18 protein-coding genes are annotated in these 16556 nt (G+C 63.4%); 8 read left to right on the forward strand and 10 right to left on the reverse strand.

Features of this window, described 5'->3' with window-relative positions; genetic code table 11:
• Nucleotides 1–80: 80 nt before the first annotated feature.
• The 7 genes from IM733_RS04565 to IM733_RS04595 all read right to left on the reverse strand — a co-directional run bounded on the left by IM733_RS04565 (nucleotide 81) and on the right by IM733_RS04595 (nucleotide 5365).
• Nucleotides 81–1094: a DNA topoisomerase IB gene (locus IM733_RS04565; RefSeq protein ID WP_248919735.1), complete on the reverse strand. Its 1014-nt coding sequence runs from the start codon at nucleotides 1092–1094 to the stop codon at nucleotides 81–83.
• A gap of 56 nt (nucleotides 1095–1150) precedes the next feature.
• A complete protein-coding gene (gene modC / locus IM733_RS04570; RefSeq protein WP_248919736.1) occupies nucleotides 1151–2242 on the reverse strand; it encodes a molybdenum ABC transporter ATP-binding protein in 1092 nt (363 codons plus the stop codon).
• A gap of 1 nt (nucleotide 2243) precedes the next feature.
• Entirely contained in the window at nucleotides 2244–2924 is a 681-nt protein-coding gene (modB, locus tag IM733_RS04575) for a molybdate ABC transporter permease subunit (protein ID WP_248919737.1), read from the reverse strand.
• On the reverse strand, nucleotides 2924–3682 hold the full coding sequence (modA, locus tag IM733_RS04580) for a molybdate ABC transporter substrate-binding protein (RefSeq protein ID WP_248919738.1): 759 nt from the start codon (nucleotides 3680–3682) through the stop codon (nucleotides 2924–2926). The genes modB and modA overlap by 1 nt, the downstream gene beginning before the upstream one ends.
• 94 nt (nucleotides 3683–3776) lie before the next feature.
• Nucleotides 3777–4850: an NAD(P)H-dependent flavin oxidoreductase gene (locus IM733_RS04585; RefSeq protein WP_248919739.1), complete on the reverse strand. Its 1074-nt coding sequence runs from the start codon at nucleotides 4848–4850 to the stop codon at nucleotides 3777–3779.
• Between the two features lie 35 nt (nucleotides 4851–4885).
• Nucleotides 4886–5056 (reverse strand): hypothetical protein, encoded by a 171-nt coding sequence (locus IM733_RS04590; protein WP_011533503.1) that lies wholly within the window; start codon nucleotides 5054–5056, stop codon nucleotides 4886–4888.
• 6 nt (nucleotides 5057–5062) lie between these two features.
• Nucleotides 5063–5365 carry a DUF1883 domain-containing protein gene (locus tag IM733_RS04595; protein ID WP_008090281.1) on the reverse strand — a complete coding sequence of 101 codons (303 nt, stop codon included), beginning with the start codon at nucleotides 5363–5365 and terminating at the stop codon, nucleotides 5063–5065.
• A gap of 163 nt (nucleotides 5366–5528) precedes the next feature.
• Here IM733_RS04595 and IM733_RS04600 point away from each other — a divergent pair, with 163 nt between their 5' ends.
• The 7 genes from IM733_RS04600 (at nucleotide 5529) to ahpF (ending at nucleotide 12638) form a co-directional block, all read left to right on the forward strand.
• Nucleotides 5529–5888: a hypothetical protein gene (locus IM733_RS04600; protein ID WP_248919740.1), complete on the forward strand. Its 360-nt coding sequence runs from the start codon at nucleotides 5529–5531 to the stop codon at nucleotides 5886–5888.
• Between the two features lie 145 nt (nucleotides 5889–6033).
• On the forward strand, nucleotides 6034–6684 hold the full coding sequence (locus tag IM733_RS04605) for a c-type cytochrome (RefSeq protein WP_248919741.1): 651 nt from the start codon (nucleotides 6034–6036) through the stop codon (nucleotides 6682–6684).
• The gene (locus IM733_RS04610) at nucleotides 6681–7595 is read left to right on the forward strand and encodes a c-type cytochrome (RefSeq protein ID WP_248919742.1); all 915 of its coding nucleotides are present in this window, start codon (nucleotides 6681–6683) and stop codon (nucleotides 7593–7595) included. Before IM733_RS04605 ends, IM733_RS04610 begins: the two co-directional genes overlap by 4 nt.
• Before the next feature lie 275 nt (nucleotides 7596–7870).
• On the forward strand, nucleotides 7871–8710 hold the full coding sequence (galU, locus tag IM733_RS04615) for a UTP--glucose-1-phosphate uridylyltransferase GalU (protein ID WP_110993910.1): 840 nt from the start codon (nucleotides 7871–7873) through the stop codon (nucleotides 8708–8710).
• A gap of 98 nt (nucleotides 8711–8808) precedes the next feature.
• Nucleotides 8809–10164: a glutathione-disulfide reductase gene (gene gorA / locus IM733_RS04620; protein ID WP_248919743.1), complete on the forward strand. Its 1356-nt coding sequence runs from the start codon at nucleotides 8809–8811 to the stop codon at nucleotides 10162–10164.
• A 222-nt stretch (nucleotides 10165–10386) separates the two neighbouring features.
• On the forward strand, nucleotides 10387–10950 hold the full coding sequence (ahpC, locus tag IM733_RS04625) for an alkyl hydroperoxide reductase subunit C (protein WP_011533509.1): 564 nt from the start codon (nucleotides 10387–10389) through the stop codon (nucleotides 10948–10950).
• A gap of 125 nt (nucleotides 10951–11075) precedes the next feature.
• Nucleotides 11076–12638, forward strand: coding sequence for an alkyl hydroperoxide reductase subunit F (ahpF, locus tag IM733_RS04630; RefSeq protein WP_248919744.1), 1563 nt, complete (start codon nucleotides 11076–11078; stop codon nucleotides 12636–12638).
• 394 nt (nucleotides 12639–13032) lie between these two features.
• On the opposite strand, the gene IM733_RS04635 is transcribed toward ahpF, so the two are convergent.
• Nucleotides 13033–14136: an IS110 family transposase gene (locus tag IM733_RS04635; protein WP_248917269.1), complete on the reverse strand. Its 1104-nt coding sequence runs from the start codon at nucleotides 14134–14136 to the stop codon at nucleotides 13033–13035.
• 158 nt (nucleotides 14137–14294) lie between these two features.
• Here IM733_RS04635 and IM733_RS04640 point away from each other — a divergent pair, with 158 nt between their 5' ends.
• Entirely contained in the window at nucleotides 14295–14486 is a 192-nt protein-coding gene (locus IM733_RS04640) for a hypothetical protein (RefSeq protein ID WP_248919745.1), read from the forward strand.
• A gap of 1 nt (nucleotide 14487) precedes the next feature.
• Here IM733_RS04640 and IM733_RS04645 read toward each other — a convergent pair whose 3' ends face one another.
• Nucleotides 14488–15135, reverse strand: coding sequence for a YceH family protein (locus tag IM733_RS04645; protein WP_248919746.1), 648 nt, complete (start codon nucleotides 15133–15135; stop codon nucleotides 14488–14490).
• A 126-nt stretch (nucleotides 15136–15261) separates the two neighbouring features.
• A complete protein-coding gene (gene sstT, locus IM733_RS04650) occupies nucleotides 15262–16473 on the reverse strand; it encodes a serine/threonine transporter SstT (protein ID WP_248919747.1) in 1212 nt (403 codons plus the stop codon).
• Nucleotides 16474–16556: the final 83 nt, after the last annotated feature.

The following is a 16556-nucleotide window of genomic DNA, read 5'->3' on the forward strand; positions in this document are numbered from 1 at the left end:
GCGAAGGTGCTTGGTGGCAAGGATAGGGTGCTTGGCGTCATATGGGAAATTTCTGTGCTCGATGGGTTAAATAGTCCGCGTCAATGATCGTCCAGGCCTTGCAGAAAGCGCAGCAGGGCCACTTCCTCCATCTCCAGGCCTTTGCGCTGGCGGGCACGAGGCAGTTTGGCCAGATGTCCCAACTGAAAATGTTCCAGCACGGCGGGGTGGATGTAACAGCGCCGGCAGACCGCCGGGGTGTTTCCCAGCCGGGCTGCCACCTGGCGGACAATCGCGGCCACCTGGCGCCTGGCCTCGCTGTCAGGCTCCCACGCCAGTGGTTTCAACAGGTCGAGGGCCAGGCTGGTGCCCGCCCAGGTGCGGTAGTCCTTGGCCGTGAAGTCGGCCCCCGTGAGTTGCTGGATGAACTGGTTGATATCGGTCGAGCCGACGCAGTGGCGTTGCCCTTGCTCGTCGAGGTATTGGAACAATGCCTGGCCGGGCAGTTCGATGCAGCGCTTGAGCAGCCCGGCCAGGCGCCTGTCGCGCAGTGTGACGTCATGCTCGACGCCGCGTTTGCCACGGAACTGGAAGCGTATGCTGCTGCCCCGCACCCTGACGTGACGTGTCGCGAGGGTGGTCAGCCCATAGGAGCGATTGTCACGCAGGTACTGACGGTTCCCGATGCGTATCAGCGTGTTGTCGAGCAGGCTGATGACCAGCGCCATGACCTTCTCACGGCCGAGGCCGGGGCGCGCCAGGTGACGATCCAACTGTTTGCGCAGGCCCGGCAGGGCTTCGGCGAAGGCCAGCATGCGGTCGTACTTGTGCTGATCGCGCAGTTCGCGCCAGAGGCTGTGGTAGCGATACTGCTTGCGCCCGCGGGCGTCGCGGCCGGTGGCCTGCAGATGCCCCTGCGGATCGGCGCAGATCCACACATCGGTATAGGCGGGCGGGATTACCAGCGCGGCGATGCGTGCGAGTGTTTCGCTATCGCGTATCCGCTTGCCTTGCATATCGAAGTAATGAAAGCGATCGCGCCAACGGCGCCGCGTCAGGCCGGGCTGGGTGTCATCGACATAATGCAATGAGGCGGGCAAGGGGCAGTCAGGCATCCTGGGGATCCTGGTGAGGGTCATGCTGCAGTGGACACCTGCAGCACTGGCATTGCTCAACCCAGGAGTGCAACCGACTTTATCTGTGCCCATAGCAACTGACCGGCTTGCACACCCAGTTGCTCGGCCGAGTAACGGGTGATGCGTGCCAGCAGCGGGTTGCCGGCGGCATCCAGGCTGACCAGAACATGGGCCGGGTTGTCGGCGGGGCGGCATTCGCGTACCCGCACCGGCAAGCGGTTGAGGATGCTCGAGGCAGCGTCGGCGTTCAGCGCCAGGCTCACGTCGCGCGCCTGCACCTTGAGCCGCAGGGTGCTGCCGACGTGCAGGTCCGGATGGGCGATGCGCAGCAGTTGCCCGTCGCTGCCGGGCAGGCGCAGGTCGAACAGCCCGTAATGCGGATCATGGCCGACCACCACGCCTTCGAGCACGACGCCGGCGTCCTCGCCCTGGGCCAGCGACAGGTCGAGGCGGGCCAGGGTATGGCCGATGGGGCCACTGGCCACGGCCTTGCCGTGTTCCAGCAGCACGAGGTGGTCGGCCAGGCGTGCCACTTCGTCCTGGGCATGGCTGACGTAGATCAGCGGGATGTCCAGTTCGTCGTGCAAACGTTCCAGGTAGGGCAGGATCTCGCGTTTGCGCGCACTGTCCAGGGCTGCCAGGGGTTCGTCCATCAGCAGCAACCGCGGGCTGCTTAGCAGTGCCCGGGCAATGCCGACACGCTGGGCCTCGCCGCCGGACAGCGTTGCCGGTTTGCGCTCGAGCAGGTGGCCGATACCAAGCAGTTGGCAGGCTTGCGCCTGGTTGATCTTGCGTTCGGCGGGGGCTATGCGGCGCCAGCCGAATTCCAGGTTGCCGCGTACCGACAGGTGCGGGAACAGGCTGGCTTCCTGGAATACATAGCCCACTGGGCGTTTATGGGGGGCGAGGAAGTGCCCGCGTGCGCTGTCCTCCCAGACCTTGCCGTTGACCTCGATGTAGGCGCTGGCGGCACGCTCGAGCCCGGCCAGGCAGCGCAGGCAAGAGGTCTTGCCCGAACCCGAGTGGCCAAAGAGAGCGCTGATGCCACGGCCAGGCAAGCGCAGGTCGACATCCAGGGTGAAATCGTCGCGGACCATTTGCAGCCGCGCCTGTATCGTTTTCGTCATTTCAGCTCCAGCCCGCCTTGCCACGGCGGCCAGCATAGAGCATCAGCAGCACCAGGAAGGAGAACACCAGCATGGCCCCGGCCAGCCAGTGGGCCTGGGCGTATTCCATGGCCTCGACGTGATCGAAGATCTGCACCGAGACCACGCGGGTCTTGTCGGGGATGTTGCCGCCAATCATCAGCACCACACCGAATTCGCCCACGGTGTGGGCGAAGCCGAGGATGCTGGCGGTGATGAAGCCGGGCCGGGCCAGCGGCAGCACCACATGAACGAAGGTGTCCCAGGGGCTGGCGCGCAGTGTCGCGGCCACCTCCAGCGGGCGTTGGCCGATGGCGCCGAAGGCGTTCTGCAGGGGCTGCACCACGAATGGCATGGAGTACACCACCGAACCGATCACCAACCCGGTGAAGCTGAACACCACGCTGCCCAAACCCAAGGCTTGGGTAGCCTGGCCAATCCAGCCATGGGGGCCGAGGGCCAGCAGCAGGTAGAAACCGATCACCGTCGGTGGCAGCACCAGAGGCAGGGCCACCACCGCGCCAATTGGCCCGCGCAGCCAGGAACGAGTGCGGGCCAGCCACCAGGCGATGGGCGTGCCCACCACCAGCAGGATGGCAGTGGTCAGGCTGGCCAGCTTGATGGTCAGCCAGATCGCCCCCAGGTCACTGGCGTCGAGCGGCATCAGATTTCATAGCCGTACGATTTGATCAGCGCAGCGGCTTTCGGGCCCTTGAGGTAGTCGACCAGTGCCTTGGCGGCGGGGTTATCCTTGCCTTTGTTGAGGATGACCGCGTCCTGGCGGATTGGGTCATGCAGTTCGGACGGGACGATCCATGCCGAGCCCTCGGTGATCTTGCCGTCCTTGTAGACTTGCGACAGGGCGACGAAGCCCAGCTCGGCATTGCCGGTGGAGACGAACTGGAAGGCTTGGGTGATGTTCTGGCCCTCGACGATCTTGCCCTTGATGGCCCCGGTCAGCTTGAGCTTGTCCAGCACCTGGGTGGCGGCCAGGCCGTAAGGCGCTGCCTTGGGGTTGGCGATCGACAGGTGCTGGAACGCGTTCTTCTTCAGCACGTCACCCTTCGTATCGACATAACCTGGCTTGGCCGACCACAGTGCCAGGGTGCCGACGGCGTAGGTGAAACGCGATCCCTCGACGATCTCCTTTTCCTGCTCGAGTTTGGCGGGGGTGGTGTCGTCGGCGGCGAGAAATACCTCGAACGGTGCACCGTTCTTGATCTGTGCGTAGAACTGGCCGGTGGCGCCATAGGCGGCGACCAGCGTGTGGCCGGTGTCCTTCTCGAAGTCCTTGGCGATGGCCTGGATGGGCGCGGTGAAGTTGGCCGCCACAGCGACCTGCACTTCATCTGCCAGGGCGTTGTTGACGGAAACCAGGGTAGCCAGGGCACTGATGGCCAGGTGGGACAGGCGAATACGCATGCAGACGGCTCCTAAGGGGCGGCGGGTTATCGTTATATTGTGGAATATATAGCGATAAGCCATCCGTCGGGAAGAGGGCGGTCGGGGGACTTGATCAGAAGGTCAGTTTTTTCAATGCGTTGTCCGCGATGTCCCGGGTCAGCTCGCCGGCAGGCATGTGCCGCCCAAGGCGCAGGGCCTGGCCGGACCACAGGTTGCTGAAGTCGGCGTTGCCCTGCGCATCGGTGATTGCCCGCAATGGCATTAGCGCGCCGCCTGCCAGGGGGAAGCGTGGGGCGAGGGTGTTCATCGGCCCAAGCTCGCGCATAAGCCGGTTGTTGATGCCCCGCGCGGGGCGGCCGGTGAACAGGTTGGTCAGCGCTGTATCGCTGGCGGGGGCAGTGTCGAGCGCGCGGCGGTGGGCCGCGGAGACTTTCGCTTCCGGGCAGAACAGGTAGGCCGTGCCGATCTGTACGGCCGAGGCGCCCAGCGCGAGGGCGGCGATCAGGCCGCGGTGGTCGCCGATCCCGCCGGCGGCGATCACTGGCACCCGCACGGCATCGACGATCTGCGGTACCAGGGCGAACGTGCCGATCTGGCTGGTGATGTCGTCACTGAGGAACATGCCGCGATGACCGCCGGCTTCATAGCCCATGGCGATGATCGCATCGCAGCCATGCTGTTCCAGCCAGCGGGCTTCCTCGACCGTGGTGGCGCTGGACAGTACCTTGGCGCCACTGGCTTTGACCCGCTGCAGCAGCGTCATCGCGGGTAGGCCGAAGTGGAAGCTGACCACTTCCGGGCGTAGCGCCTCGACCAGTTGGCAACCCTGCTCATCGAAGGGCGCGCGGTTGGAGACGGGACTAGGCGCGTCGAAATCGGCGCCGACTTCGTCGTAGTAGGGCTTGAGTGCCTGTTTCCAGCGCGTGTCGCGTTCAGGGTCGGGCTCGGGAGGCTGGTGGCAGAAGAAGTTCAGGTTGAGCGGGCCCTGGCAGGCGGCGCGGAACGCCTCGATCTCGCCACGCACCTGTTCGATCGTGAGCATGGCGCAGGGCAGGGCGCCCAGGCCGCCGGCATTGCCCACGGCGATGGCCATGGCCGCGCCGCTGGCGCCGGCCATGGGCGCCTGGAGGATGGGCACCTCGATGCCCAGCAGGTCGAGGATGCGGCGGTCTTGCCAGGTGCTCATGGGCGACTCCTTTCGTGCGGCGGGATCGGACGTGGTTACAGCGCCTTGCTCACCTGGATGTCGCTGATCTTGTCGGCATCGTCGCCGTGGATCTTGCGCAGGGCTTCCCGGGCTTGCTCGAGGGAGGCGTCCGGCATCTGGGCGAAGTCCCAACGGCGCTCGCCGTCGAGCTTGTACTTGATCACATACTTGATGGTCTGGGTCATGCGGTCTTATCCGAGTTTCGACGACGAGCGGCGAATGATCTTGATCTTGTGGGTGAGTGTTGGCTTGCGTGTCACCGAGATCGGCCGTGTGGTCACGGTGTCGATGGTGATGTTCCAGAAGCCGGTGCTGGGCACGGTGATCTTGGCCGGGAAGCGTTCGAAGTGGCCGCCGTGATAGGTGTGCCGGCCGCCGTTCTTGAAGCTGCGGAAGTTGGCGTCGTTCATCAGGCGGATGTTGCAGCGCTGGGAGCATTCGATGACGACGATGTCGTCCTCGTTCAGGTGCTCGCGCTGGTGTACGAATTTCATGGGGTGCTCCGCAAGGATTGGGTTCTGCAAAGGCGAAAGATATCACGATGTGAGGGTACACTTGCGCCCGGGCTGGCCAGGCCAAGGAGATTTCTGCCAGAGAGGGGAGCAAATCCGCCTGGTCGTGGTCACAGGATGACTTTTGAAGTTGGAGATGGCGTGCATGAAGTGGATGGTAGCGGCAGCTGCGCTGGCGTTGGGTGGTTGTGTCAGTGTCGCGGAGCTGGAACAGACTCACGCGACCCTGGATGTGATCTCCGGCAAGACGCCGCGTGAATACGCGGATTGCGTGAAGCGCAAGCTTGCGGATTCGCGGGACCCGCTGCAGGAAGAAGGGGCGGGCGATTCGCTGCGCCTGATCGTGCCGCAGAAGGTGTCGGCGGGTGTCGGCCCTGCCGCGCTGGTGGATATCGACAAGCGTGGGAGTGGTAGCGCCATCAAAGTGTATGAGCGTTTGAACAACTTCCCGCTGCGCCTGGGGGATGTACGCAGTGCGACGACCGCATGCATTTCAGGTTCTTGATCCAGCTCAGCAAATGAGCGATTAAACGGCGGTTTGCCCGTTTCCTGCCCGGTGGCGCGTTGTCGCATGCCGGGGAATAGGCCTAGTATTTATTGGCTTATATCGTTTAAGCCTAAGCTTATAACAAGGAAATGGAGCCTCCGTGATGAAACCCCTGAGCCGTGTCGTGATCGGCAGCGTGCTGATCTTGGCCTGGCCCTCGGCGCACGCTGCCGATGGCCAGAAAATCTTCAATCAGGGCGGGCAGAACCCCGCTGCCATGGCTTGTCTGGGCTGCCATGGCGCGGACGGCAAGGGTATTGCCGCCGCTGGTTTTCCCCGCTTGGCCGGCTTGCCTGCTCGCTATCTGGCCAAGCAACTGCACGACTTTCGCAACGCCAGCCGCAAGCAGGCGGTAATGGAGCCGTTGGCCAAGGCGCTGGACGATGCGGAAATCGAAGCGGTGAGCGCTTACCTGAGCACACTCCCAGCTGACGCGGCCCCCGATCAGCGCCGCCAGCAGATTGCCACCGATCCGGTCACCCGCCTGGCACTGTATGGCGACTGGAGCCGCCAGATCCCCGGTTGCGTGCAATGTCATGGGCCTGGCGGCAGTGGTGTTGGCGAGCACTTTCCACCCTTGGCCGGGCAGCCGGCCGGTTACCTGGTGGCGCAGCTCAATGCCTGGCGCGACGGCAGTCGCAGCAACGACCCCAATCAGTTGATGGTCAATGTCGCCAAGGCGATGACCGACGCCGAGGTCAAGGCGGTCGCCGAGTACTTCGCCCATCCCGCTGTCCAGGAGGCCAAGCCATGAAAGCCGTGATTCCAGCCCTGCTGTTGTTGGCCATGAGTGGTACCCAGGCGGCGCCGATCGCCATGGAAGACCAATCCCAGCTCAAGGTGCCTGGCGCCCAGGCCGCGCCGCTATTCGTGCCGCCGAGCGAGGATGCGATCCCGGACAATGCCTTCGGCAAGATGGTCCGCCAGGGGCATGCGCTGTTCGTCGATACCCGGCGCCTGATGCCCGAGGCCGTGGGCAATGGCTTGAACTGCAGCAATTGCCACCTCGACCAGGGACGCTTGCCCCATTCCGCTCCGTTGTGGGGCGCCTATCCGATGTATCCGGCGTATCGCAAGAAGAACGACAAGGTCAACACCTTCGCCGAACGCATCCAGGGCTGTTTCCAGTTCAGCATGAACGGCAAGCCACCGGCAGCGGATAGCCCACAGATGACCGCGCTCAGCGTATATGCCTACTGGCTTTCGACCCAAGCCCCGACGGGGGTGGAAATTGCCGGCCGGGGTTACCCAGAGGTGCCCAGGCCTGAAGGCGGGTATGACTTCAAGCGTGGCCAGCAGGTCTTCCAGGCGCAATGCGCGATCTGCCATGGCAGCAATGGCGAGGGCCAGAAGGTCGCCGGCGAGTACGTGATGCCGCCGTTGTGGGGCAAGGACTCGTACAACTGGGGTGCCGGCATGCACCGGATCAACACATCCGCCTCTTACATCAAGTACAACATGCCCCTGGGCAAGCCCGGCAGCCTGAGTGACCAGCAGGCCTGGGACGTGGCGGCCTGGATCAATCGCCACGAGCGGCCGCAGGACCCGCGGCTGGTGGAGGGCTCGATCGAGAAGACCCGGCTGAAGTTCCATGCCAATGATGGGGTCAACCTGTATGGGCAGACGGTCGACGGGGTGCTGATCGGGCAGGGGACCGGCGGCTGACCGCGCTGTCTGGCCTTGGCTGATGAGAGGTCGATGGCCATGCGTGGGAGCGGGCTTGCCCGTCACGGGGCAAGCCCGCTCCCACGGTGTGAGGGCTTCCTGATCCACCGGCCGCAACCGTTCGACGGAGGCAATATTTGCGATCCCCCGGAACTATCTACACTTGGATATCTCTATCATGGCATCGGCCAAGCGCGGGTGGGGCATTGTAAGGTGACCGCCGCCTGATTAGACTGCGCCGAATTTCGTACGCAAAGCCCTTGTTAAGGACGTTTATGATCAAAAAATGCTTGTTCCCGGCAGCCGGTTACGGCACTCGTTTCCTGCCCGCTACCAAAGCCATGCCCAAGGAAATGCTGCCGGTGGTCAACAAGCCACTGATCCAGTATGGCGTTGAAGAGGCACTGGACGCCGGTCTGAACGAGATCTCCATCGTCACTGGCCGTGGCAAGCGTGCCCTGGAAGACCACTTCGACATCAGCTACGAGCTGGAAAACCAGATCAAAGGCACCGACAAGGAAAAATACCTGGTCGGCATCCGTCGCCTGCTGGACGAATGCTCGTTCGCCTACACCCGCCAGACCGAGATGAAGGGCCTGGGCCATGCCATTCTCACCGGCCGCCCGCTGATCGGTGATGAGCCATTCGCCGTGGTGCTGGCGGACGACCTGTGCGTCAACCTCGACGGTGACGGCGTGCTCGCGCAGATGGTCGCGCTGTACAAGAAGTACCGCTGCTCGATCGTCGCCATCCAGGAAGTCGATCCGCAGGAAACCAACAAGTACGGCGTTATCGCCGGTGAAGAGATCAAGGACGGCATCTTCCGTGTCGACTCCATGGTCGAGAAGCCGAAGCCGGAAGACGCGCCATCGAACCTGGCGATCATCGGTCGCTACATCCTGACCCCGGACATCTTCGAGAAGATCGAACAGACCGAACCAGGCAAGGGTGGTGAAATCCAGATCACCGATGCGCTGATGAAGCAGGCGGCAGAAGGCAACGTGATCGCCTACAAGTTCAAGGGCAAGCGTTTCGACTGTGGTGGCGCCGAAGGCTACATCGAGGCGACCAACTTCTGCTTCGAGAACTTCTACAAGACCGGCAAGGCGTACTGAGTTCGCCCGCCAAGTCACCAAGCCACCCCTCGGGGTGGCTTTTTTGTTTGTGGCGGCCATCGGCGCTATGCTGGGCGACCGCCAAGGAGACTGAATACATGGCCTACGATTTTGATCTGTTCGTGATTGGCGCCGGTTCCGGCGGTGTGCGCGCGGCGCGCTTCGCCGCCGGCTTCGGCGCCAAGGTGGCAGTGGCCGAGAGCCGCTATCTGGGGGGCACCTGCGTCAACGTCGGTTGTGTACCGAAGAAGCTGCTGGTGTACGGGGCCCACGTCGCCGATGAGCTGGAGCAGGCTGCTGGCTTCGGCTGGACTCTGGAAGAGGGCCATTTCGATTGGGGCACGCTGATCTCGAACAAGAACCGCGAGATCGAGCGCCTCAACGGCATCTACCGTAACCTGCTGGTCAACAGCGGCGTGACCCTGCTGCAGGGCCATGCGCGCATGACCGCTGCCCACGAAGTGGAAGTGGACGGCCAGCGCTACAGCGCCGAGCACATCCTCATCGCCACCGGCGGCTGGCCGCAGGTGCCCGACATCCCTGGCAAGGAACTGGCGATCACCTCCAACGAAGCCTTCTACCTCAAGGATTTGCCACGCCGTGTGCTGGTGGTCGGCGGTGGCTACATCGCCGTGGAGTTCGCCGGCATCTTCCAGGGCCTGGGCGCCGACACCACGCTGCTGTACCGCGGCGATCTGTTCCTGCGCGGCTTCGACGGTTCGGTGCGCACGCACCTGAAGGAAGAACTGGAGAAGCGCGGGCTGGACTTGCAGTTCAACGCCGATATCCAGCGTATCGACAAGCTCGACGACGGCAGCCTCAAGGCAACGCTCAAGGACGGTCGCGAACTGGTGACCGACTGCGTGTTCTATGCCACCGGCCGCCGGCCGATGCTGGACAACCTGGGCCTTGAGAACACCGGTGTCGAACTCGACGAGCGCGGTTTCATTCGCGTCGACGAGCAGTACCAGACCACCGAACCGTCGGTGCTGGCCATTGGTGATGTGATCGGCCGCGTGCAGCTCACGCCCGTTGCCCTGGCCGAAGGCATGGCCGTGGCGCGCAGGCTATTCAAGCCCGAGCAGTATCGCCCGGTGGACTACCAGAACATCCCCACCGCTGTGTTCAGCCAGCCACCGATCGGTACTGTGGGCCTGACCGAGGAGCAGGCGCTCAAGGCCGGGCACAAGGTGCAGATTTTCGAGAGCCGCTTCCGGGCGATGAAGCTGACCCTCACCGATATTCAGGAAAAGACCCTGATGAAGCTGGTGGTGGATGCCGAGACCGACAAGGTGCTGGGTTGCCACATGGTCGGGCCCGATGCCGGCGAGATCATCCAGGGCTTGGGTGTAGCACTGAAGGCCGGTGCCACCAAGCTGCAGTTCGACGAGACCATTGGCGTGCACCCGACGGCGGCGGAGGAGTTCGTTACGATGCGTACCGTGACCCGTTGACCGTGCGTTCGCTGGCAAGCCGGCTCCTACCTGGCCCGTAGGCGCCGGCTTGCCGGCGAACAGGCCGCGCAATCCTTTGCTCAGCCCAATCCCTTCTATTAATAAACCTCGCTTATAGCCAAAACCAATTGCCAGCATGAGCTTTGCCAATGAGCCTTCTTCAGGACCAGCGGTTAGGATTCTCTCCGTCAACTGATTCCAACCCATGAAGGAGCGTCTCTCATGCCTATCATCAACAGCCAGGTCAAACCGTTCAACGCCACCGCCTACCACAACGGCGAGTTCGTCCAGGTCAGCGAAGCCGACCTGAAAGGCAAGTGGTCCGTCGTGTTCTTCTACCCAGCCGACTTCACCTTCGTCTGCCCGACCGAGCTGGGCGACCTCGCCGACAACTACGCCGAATTCCAGAAGCTGGGCGTGGAAATCTACGGTGTGTCCACCGACACCCACTTCACCCACAAAGCCTGGCACGACACCTCGGACACCATCGGCAAGATCAAGTACCCGCTGATCGGTGACCCGACCCACGTCATCTCGCGCAACTTCGACGTGCTGATCGAAGAAGCCGGCCTGGCCGACCGCGGCACCTTCGTGATCAACCCGGAAGGCCAGATCAAGATCGTCGAAATCAACGACGGTGGTGTGGGCCGTGACGCCAGCGAACTGCTGCGCAAAGTGAAGGCTGCCCAGTACGTCGCCGCTCACCCAGGTGAAGTCTGCCCGGCCAAGTGGAAAGAGGGCGAAGCCACGCTCGCTCCATCCCTGGACCTGGTCGGCAAGATCTAAGCCGATGAGCACCCCGCGGGCGGTAGACAGCCGCCAAAGCTGAAGTACCTACCGCCCCGTAAAAGCGCCCGGGCGACCTCGCCTGGGCGTTTTTGTATCCGAGTTTTGAAAAAGGAATCGCCCGTATGTTGGACGCCACGCTTAAATCGCAACTGAAAACCTACCTGGAGCGGGTCACCCAGCCGATCGAGATCGTTGCCTCCCTCGACGACGGCGCGAAGTCCCGCGAATTGCACGACCTGCTGGTGGAAATCGCCAGCCTGTCGAACCTGATTACCTTCAGCGCGGATGGCAATGACGCCCGTCGCCCTTCGTTCTCGCTGAACCGCCCAGGGAGCGATATCAGCCTGCGCTTCGCCGGCATCCCCATGGGCCACGAATTCACATCCCTGGTGCTGGCACTGCTGCAGGTCGGCGGCCATCCGTCAAAGGCCAGCGCCGAAGTGATCGAGCAGATCCAGGGGCTGCAAGGTGAGTTCACCTTTGAAACCTATTTCTCGCTGTCGTGCCAGAACTGCCCGGACGTGGTCCAGGCGCTGAACCTGATGGCGGTGCTCAACCCCAATGTGCGCCATGTGGCCATCGATGGCGCGCTGTTCCAGGATGAAGTCGAAGCCCGTAAGGTCATGGCGGTACCGAGCATCTACCTGAACGGCGAAGTGTTCGGCCAGGGCCGCATGGGCCTGGAAGAGATCCTCGGCAAGATCGACACCAGCGCCGGTGCCCGCCAGGCCGAGAAGATCAACGCCAAGGATGCCTTCGATGTGCTGGTGGTCGGCGGTGGGCCTGCTGGCGCCGCAGCTGCAATCTACGCCGCGCGCAAAGGCATCCGTACCGGTGTCGCCGCCGAGCGCTTCGGTGGCCAGGTGCTCGACACCCTGGCGATCGAGAACTTCATCTCGGTGCAGGAAACCGAAGGGCCGAAGCTGGCCACGGCCCTGGAAGAGCACGTCAAGCAATACGACGTCGACATCATGAACCTGCAGCGCGGCGAAGCGCTGATCCCGGCCACCGACGGCGGCCTGCACGAAGTACGCCTGGCCGGCGGCGCCTCGCTCAAGGCCAAGACCGTGATCCTGGCCACCGGCGCCCGCTGGCGTGAGATGAACGTGCCAGGCGAGCAGGAATACCGCTCCCGTGGCGTGGCCTACTGCCCGCATTGTGACGGCCCGCTGTTCAAGGGCAAGCGCGTGGCGGTGATCGGTGGCGGTAACTCCGGCGTGGAAGCGGCCATCGACCTGGCGGGTATCGTCGCCCAGGTGACCCTGATCGAGTTCGACAGCCAGTTGCGCGCCGATGCGGTGCTGCAACGCAAGCTGCACAGCCTGCCGAACGTCAAGGTGATTACCAGCGCGCTGACTACTGAAGTAGTTGGTAATGGCGAGAAGGTCACCGGCCTGCGCTACAAGGACCGCACCAGCGACACGCTGCATGATCTGGCGCTGGAGGGCATCTTCGTACAGATCGGCCTGCTGCCGAACACCGACTGGCTCAAGGGCACGGTAGAGCTGTCGCCGCGTGGCGAGATCATCGTCGATGCCAAGGGCGCGACCAGTATCCCGGGCGTGTTCGCGGCAGGTGACGTGACCACCGTGCCATACAAGCAGATTGTCATCGCGGTGGGCGAGGGCGCCAAGGCCTCGCTGGCGGCGTTCGATCACCTGATCCGGACCTCGGCGCCGGCCTGAGTCTGATTGCTGGATAGAGAAACGCCGCCCCTTCGCGAGAACGGGCGGCGTTTTTCGTTGGTGTAGGAGCGGCTTTAGCGGCGATGCAGGCAACGCGGTGTCTGGCACCCGCCTGGCGGGTGATCGCGGCTGAAGCCGCTCCTATGTATGGACTCGCCTACATTGTCTACCTGCTTTTCGAACAAGGTTACCCGGTTGCATCTATGTATCAGGCCTATTCGAGGAAGCTTGGTGCTTCTGGCCAACATCGGGGTGAGCTCGCAGCATGCCCATTACATTTAGGCCTCTTGGGCCGGTAGGAGCGTAGGCATTAATCCGCGACGGTCTTACCTAGGGTCGATGTTCACTAGCAGGGGCTGGGGCGCTCGGCACCCCGGTGGCGTAACACCGTAAGTCAGTGGCTCATGGCGGGCTCCTGACGATCGTTCGGTTGGCGTTGGTAGACCTGCTCACCTTGTAGCAGCACCCAGATGATGCGCAGATTTCGATTAGCCAGTCTGATCGCCGCCTCCTTGCGACCAAGTCGAGTTAACCATCGCAAGAGGCGGCGATCGTCTGGCTGATCGGAATCAGGCTTCAAATGGCTAAGAACCGCGTGCGCACCCTGGATCATCATGCTGCGCAGGTAGCCGTCACCTCGCTTGCTCATCTTGCCTAGCCTGACCTTCTTTCCACTGCTGTGCTGGTCGGGCACCAGGCCAAAGTAAGCGGCAAACTGTCGAGCATTGGGGAAACGCGAGGGTTCAGGCTGCTTGGCCAGCATCGCTGTGGCGATGATCGGGCCGACACCGCGTATCGTCATCAGGCGGCATGCGACCTTGTCGGCCTGCGCCGCTGTTTCGAGCCGTCCTGTCAGGATGGCGATACGCTCACTCAGATAGCGCCATTCGGCGAGCAGTTCATCGAGCAATTCACGCAGCAGATCTGGCAATGGTTGAGTCGTATCTTCAAGAATGCGCGGTACACCGTGGCTGACGGCTAAATCGCCTTGCGCCAGGGCGACGCCCTGTTCCAGTAACAGGCCGCGGATCTGGTTGCCTAGCGCGGTGTGGCGCCTGACATAGCCTCTGCGGGCGCGGTGTAAGGCTTGAATCGCCAAAGCGGCAGTGCTCTTGATCGGCACCGCAGCAATGCTGGTATCCCGGCCTGCGCGCAAGATGGCATGGGCGTCGTTACGATCGTTCTTGGCACCACTGCGGTGCTCCGCCACTCGCTGCGCGGGCAGGATGCGGACTGGCGTTCCCTGCGCCTGTAGCAAACGCCCCCATGCTTGAGCGCCGGGGCCACTTTCCATCAGGACCGTCACGGTGGGTGGCAGCCTGGTCAGGAACGCATGAAAGGCTTCACGGGATTTGATTCGATCTTCGTAGATGACGCGCCCGGAACCGTCATCTCCGGCCACCTGAAAGACTTGCTTGGCCAGGTCGACTGACAGATGTTGGCAAAGCGTTACATCGTTGGAAGACAGGGAATTGCGCTTCGTCCTATGCTTGCTCATGGTCTCGCCCTCGCTGCCGTTGGCTTCTTAGAACGCCACCGTGGCACTGTGATGCCTAGGCGGGGGCGAGTCCATCCGATTACAGCGAACCGGGCAGCGCAGTCTGAATGGGGCGGCAGGTCTACGCTTAAGCTCAGTTCACCTCAGGAACCTGTCCCATGAAACCGATCAGCCGCGAACCCTGGTGGCTCGTGCCACCCCAGCCCGGTCAGAAGGAGCAGGACCTGCACTGGGGCTACCTGGAAATCTACGCCGACGGCCGCACTGTGTTCGTCGACCAGCGCCCCAGTGACAAGGAGCTGGCCGAACGCAAGAGCTGCCGCAACTTCCCGGAGGCGGAGCAGCCCTGAGTCAACCCTCCAACTGGGCCAGGCGAGCCTCCAGCGCGGCGATACGCGCTTCCAGCGCCTCGATGCGTTCTTCCGACACATTTCCGCCCGCACTGCGCGCACCACCTTCCTGCTGGCGCGCGGCGAGGATTTCCTCGATCTGTGCCGGATCGCCCAGGGCGTGGGTGTAGCGGTCCTCGCGTTGCCCTGCCTGACGCGGCAGGTGCAGGGCCAGGCCACGGGAGACCAGGCGCTCCAGCTGGTGCTGGACCTGGTCGACGTCCTCGAAGTCATGCAGGCGGTTGCTGCGGGTCAGCAGTTCGTTGAGGGTTTGCGGGCCGCGCAGGAACATCAGCCCCATCAGCACCAGTTGCGCCGGTACCAGTTCCAGGGCCTTGTCCACCCGCTGCTCCCAGCGGTCGGCACGGCTGCCCATCTGCAGGCGCGCCATCTCCTGGCCCTCAAGGGTGCGCAAGGCCTGGCCGACCTGGCCGGGGGAGAGGTTCATCACGGGCTCGCGGCTGGTCTTCTGGTTGCAGGCCAGAACCAGTGCGTTGAGGGTCAGGGGGTAGGTTTCCGGGCTGGTGGCTTGCTTCTCGATCAGCGAGCCGAGCACGCGGATCTCGATGCTGCTGAAGCGGCCTTCGCCGGTGGTTTCGTGTTCTGACATGGCCCTGTCTCGTTGCGAGGAAAAGGCCACTAGCCTAGGTAAAGCGCCCGGCTTAAGCAATCGGTGTGGCGGTTCGCCGACAAGCCGGCTCCTACAGGGAGCCGGCTTGTCGGCGAAAGGGCCCAATCAGGCGCTACGCTGCTCCATGGCCTGGCACGCGGCCGCAGTGAACAGCACGTCGGTCGAGGAGTTCAGCGCCGTTTCCGCCGAATCCTGCAACACACCGATGATGAAGCCAACCGCCACCACCTGCATGGCAATCTCGCTGGGGATACCGAACAGGCTGCAGGCCAGCGGGATCAGCAGCAGCGAACCACCGGCCACGCCGGATGCGCCGCAGGCACAGACGGCCGCAACCACGCTGAGCAGCACGGCGGTGGGCAGGTCGACCGGGATGCCGAGCGTATGCACGGCGGCCAGGGTCAGCACGGTGATGGTGATCGCCGCGCCGGCCATGTTGATGGTCGCGCCCAGCGGGATCGATACCGAGTAGGTGTCTTCGTGCAGGCCGAGCTTCTGCGACAGCGCCAGGTTGACCGGGATGTTGGCCGCCGAGCTGCGGGTAAAGAACGCTGTGATGCCACTTTCTCGCAGGCACATCAGCACCAGCGGGTACGGGTTGCGGCGGATCTTCCAGAACACGATCAGCGGGTTCATCACCAGCGCCACGAACAGCATGCAGCCGATCAGCACGGCCAGCAGGTGCAGGTAGCCCAGCAGTGCGTCGAGACCCGACTGCGCCAGGGTGGCGCTGACCAGGCCGAAGATGCCCAGCGGGGCGAAGCGGATGACCACGCGCACGATCAGGGTGACGCCGTTGGACAGGTCTTCGACCACGCCGCGGGTGGTGTCGCTGGCATGGCGCAGGGCCACGCCCAGGCCGATGGCCCAGGTCAGGATGCCGATGAAATTGGCGTTGAGCAGCGCGTTGATCGGGTTGTCCACCGCGCTGAGCAGCAGGTTTTGCAGCACCTCGCCGATACCGCCCGGCGCGCTGAGCGATGCTTCGCTGGTGCTCAGCACCAGGTTCGACGGGAACAGCATGCTGGCGGCCACGGCCACCACCGCCGCGGCGAAGGTACCCAGCAGGTACAGCCAGAGGATTGGGCGGATGTGGGTTTCCTGGCCGTGGCGGTGGTTGGCGATCGAGGCCATCACCAGGATGAACACCAGCACCGGCGCCACGGCCTTCAGCGCGGTGACGAACACCTTGCCGAGGAACGCCAAGTCGCGGGCCACGGCCGGGGCAAACAAGGCGAGGGCGATACCGGCCAGCAGGCCGATGCAGATCTGCGTCACCAGGCCGGTGCGGTTGATCAGGCGAAGAACGGGGGTCATGTGCAGCACGGTCTCGGTTTTTGAAAAAGGGCGCGACTTTACCATAGACCTTGGTCGGGCTGTTCTGACGCTTGTCATGTCAG

The organism is Pseudomonas entomophila (assembly GCF_023277925.1).
GTDB classification, from domain to species: domain Bacteria; phylum Pseudomonadota; class Gammaproteobacteria; order Pseudomonadales; family Pseudomonadaceae; genus Aquipseudomonas; species Aquipseudomonas entomophila_D.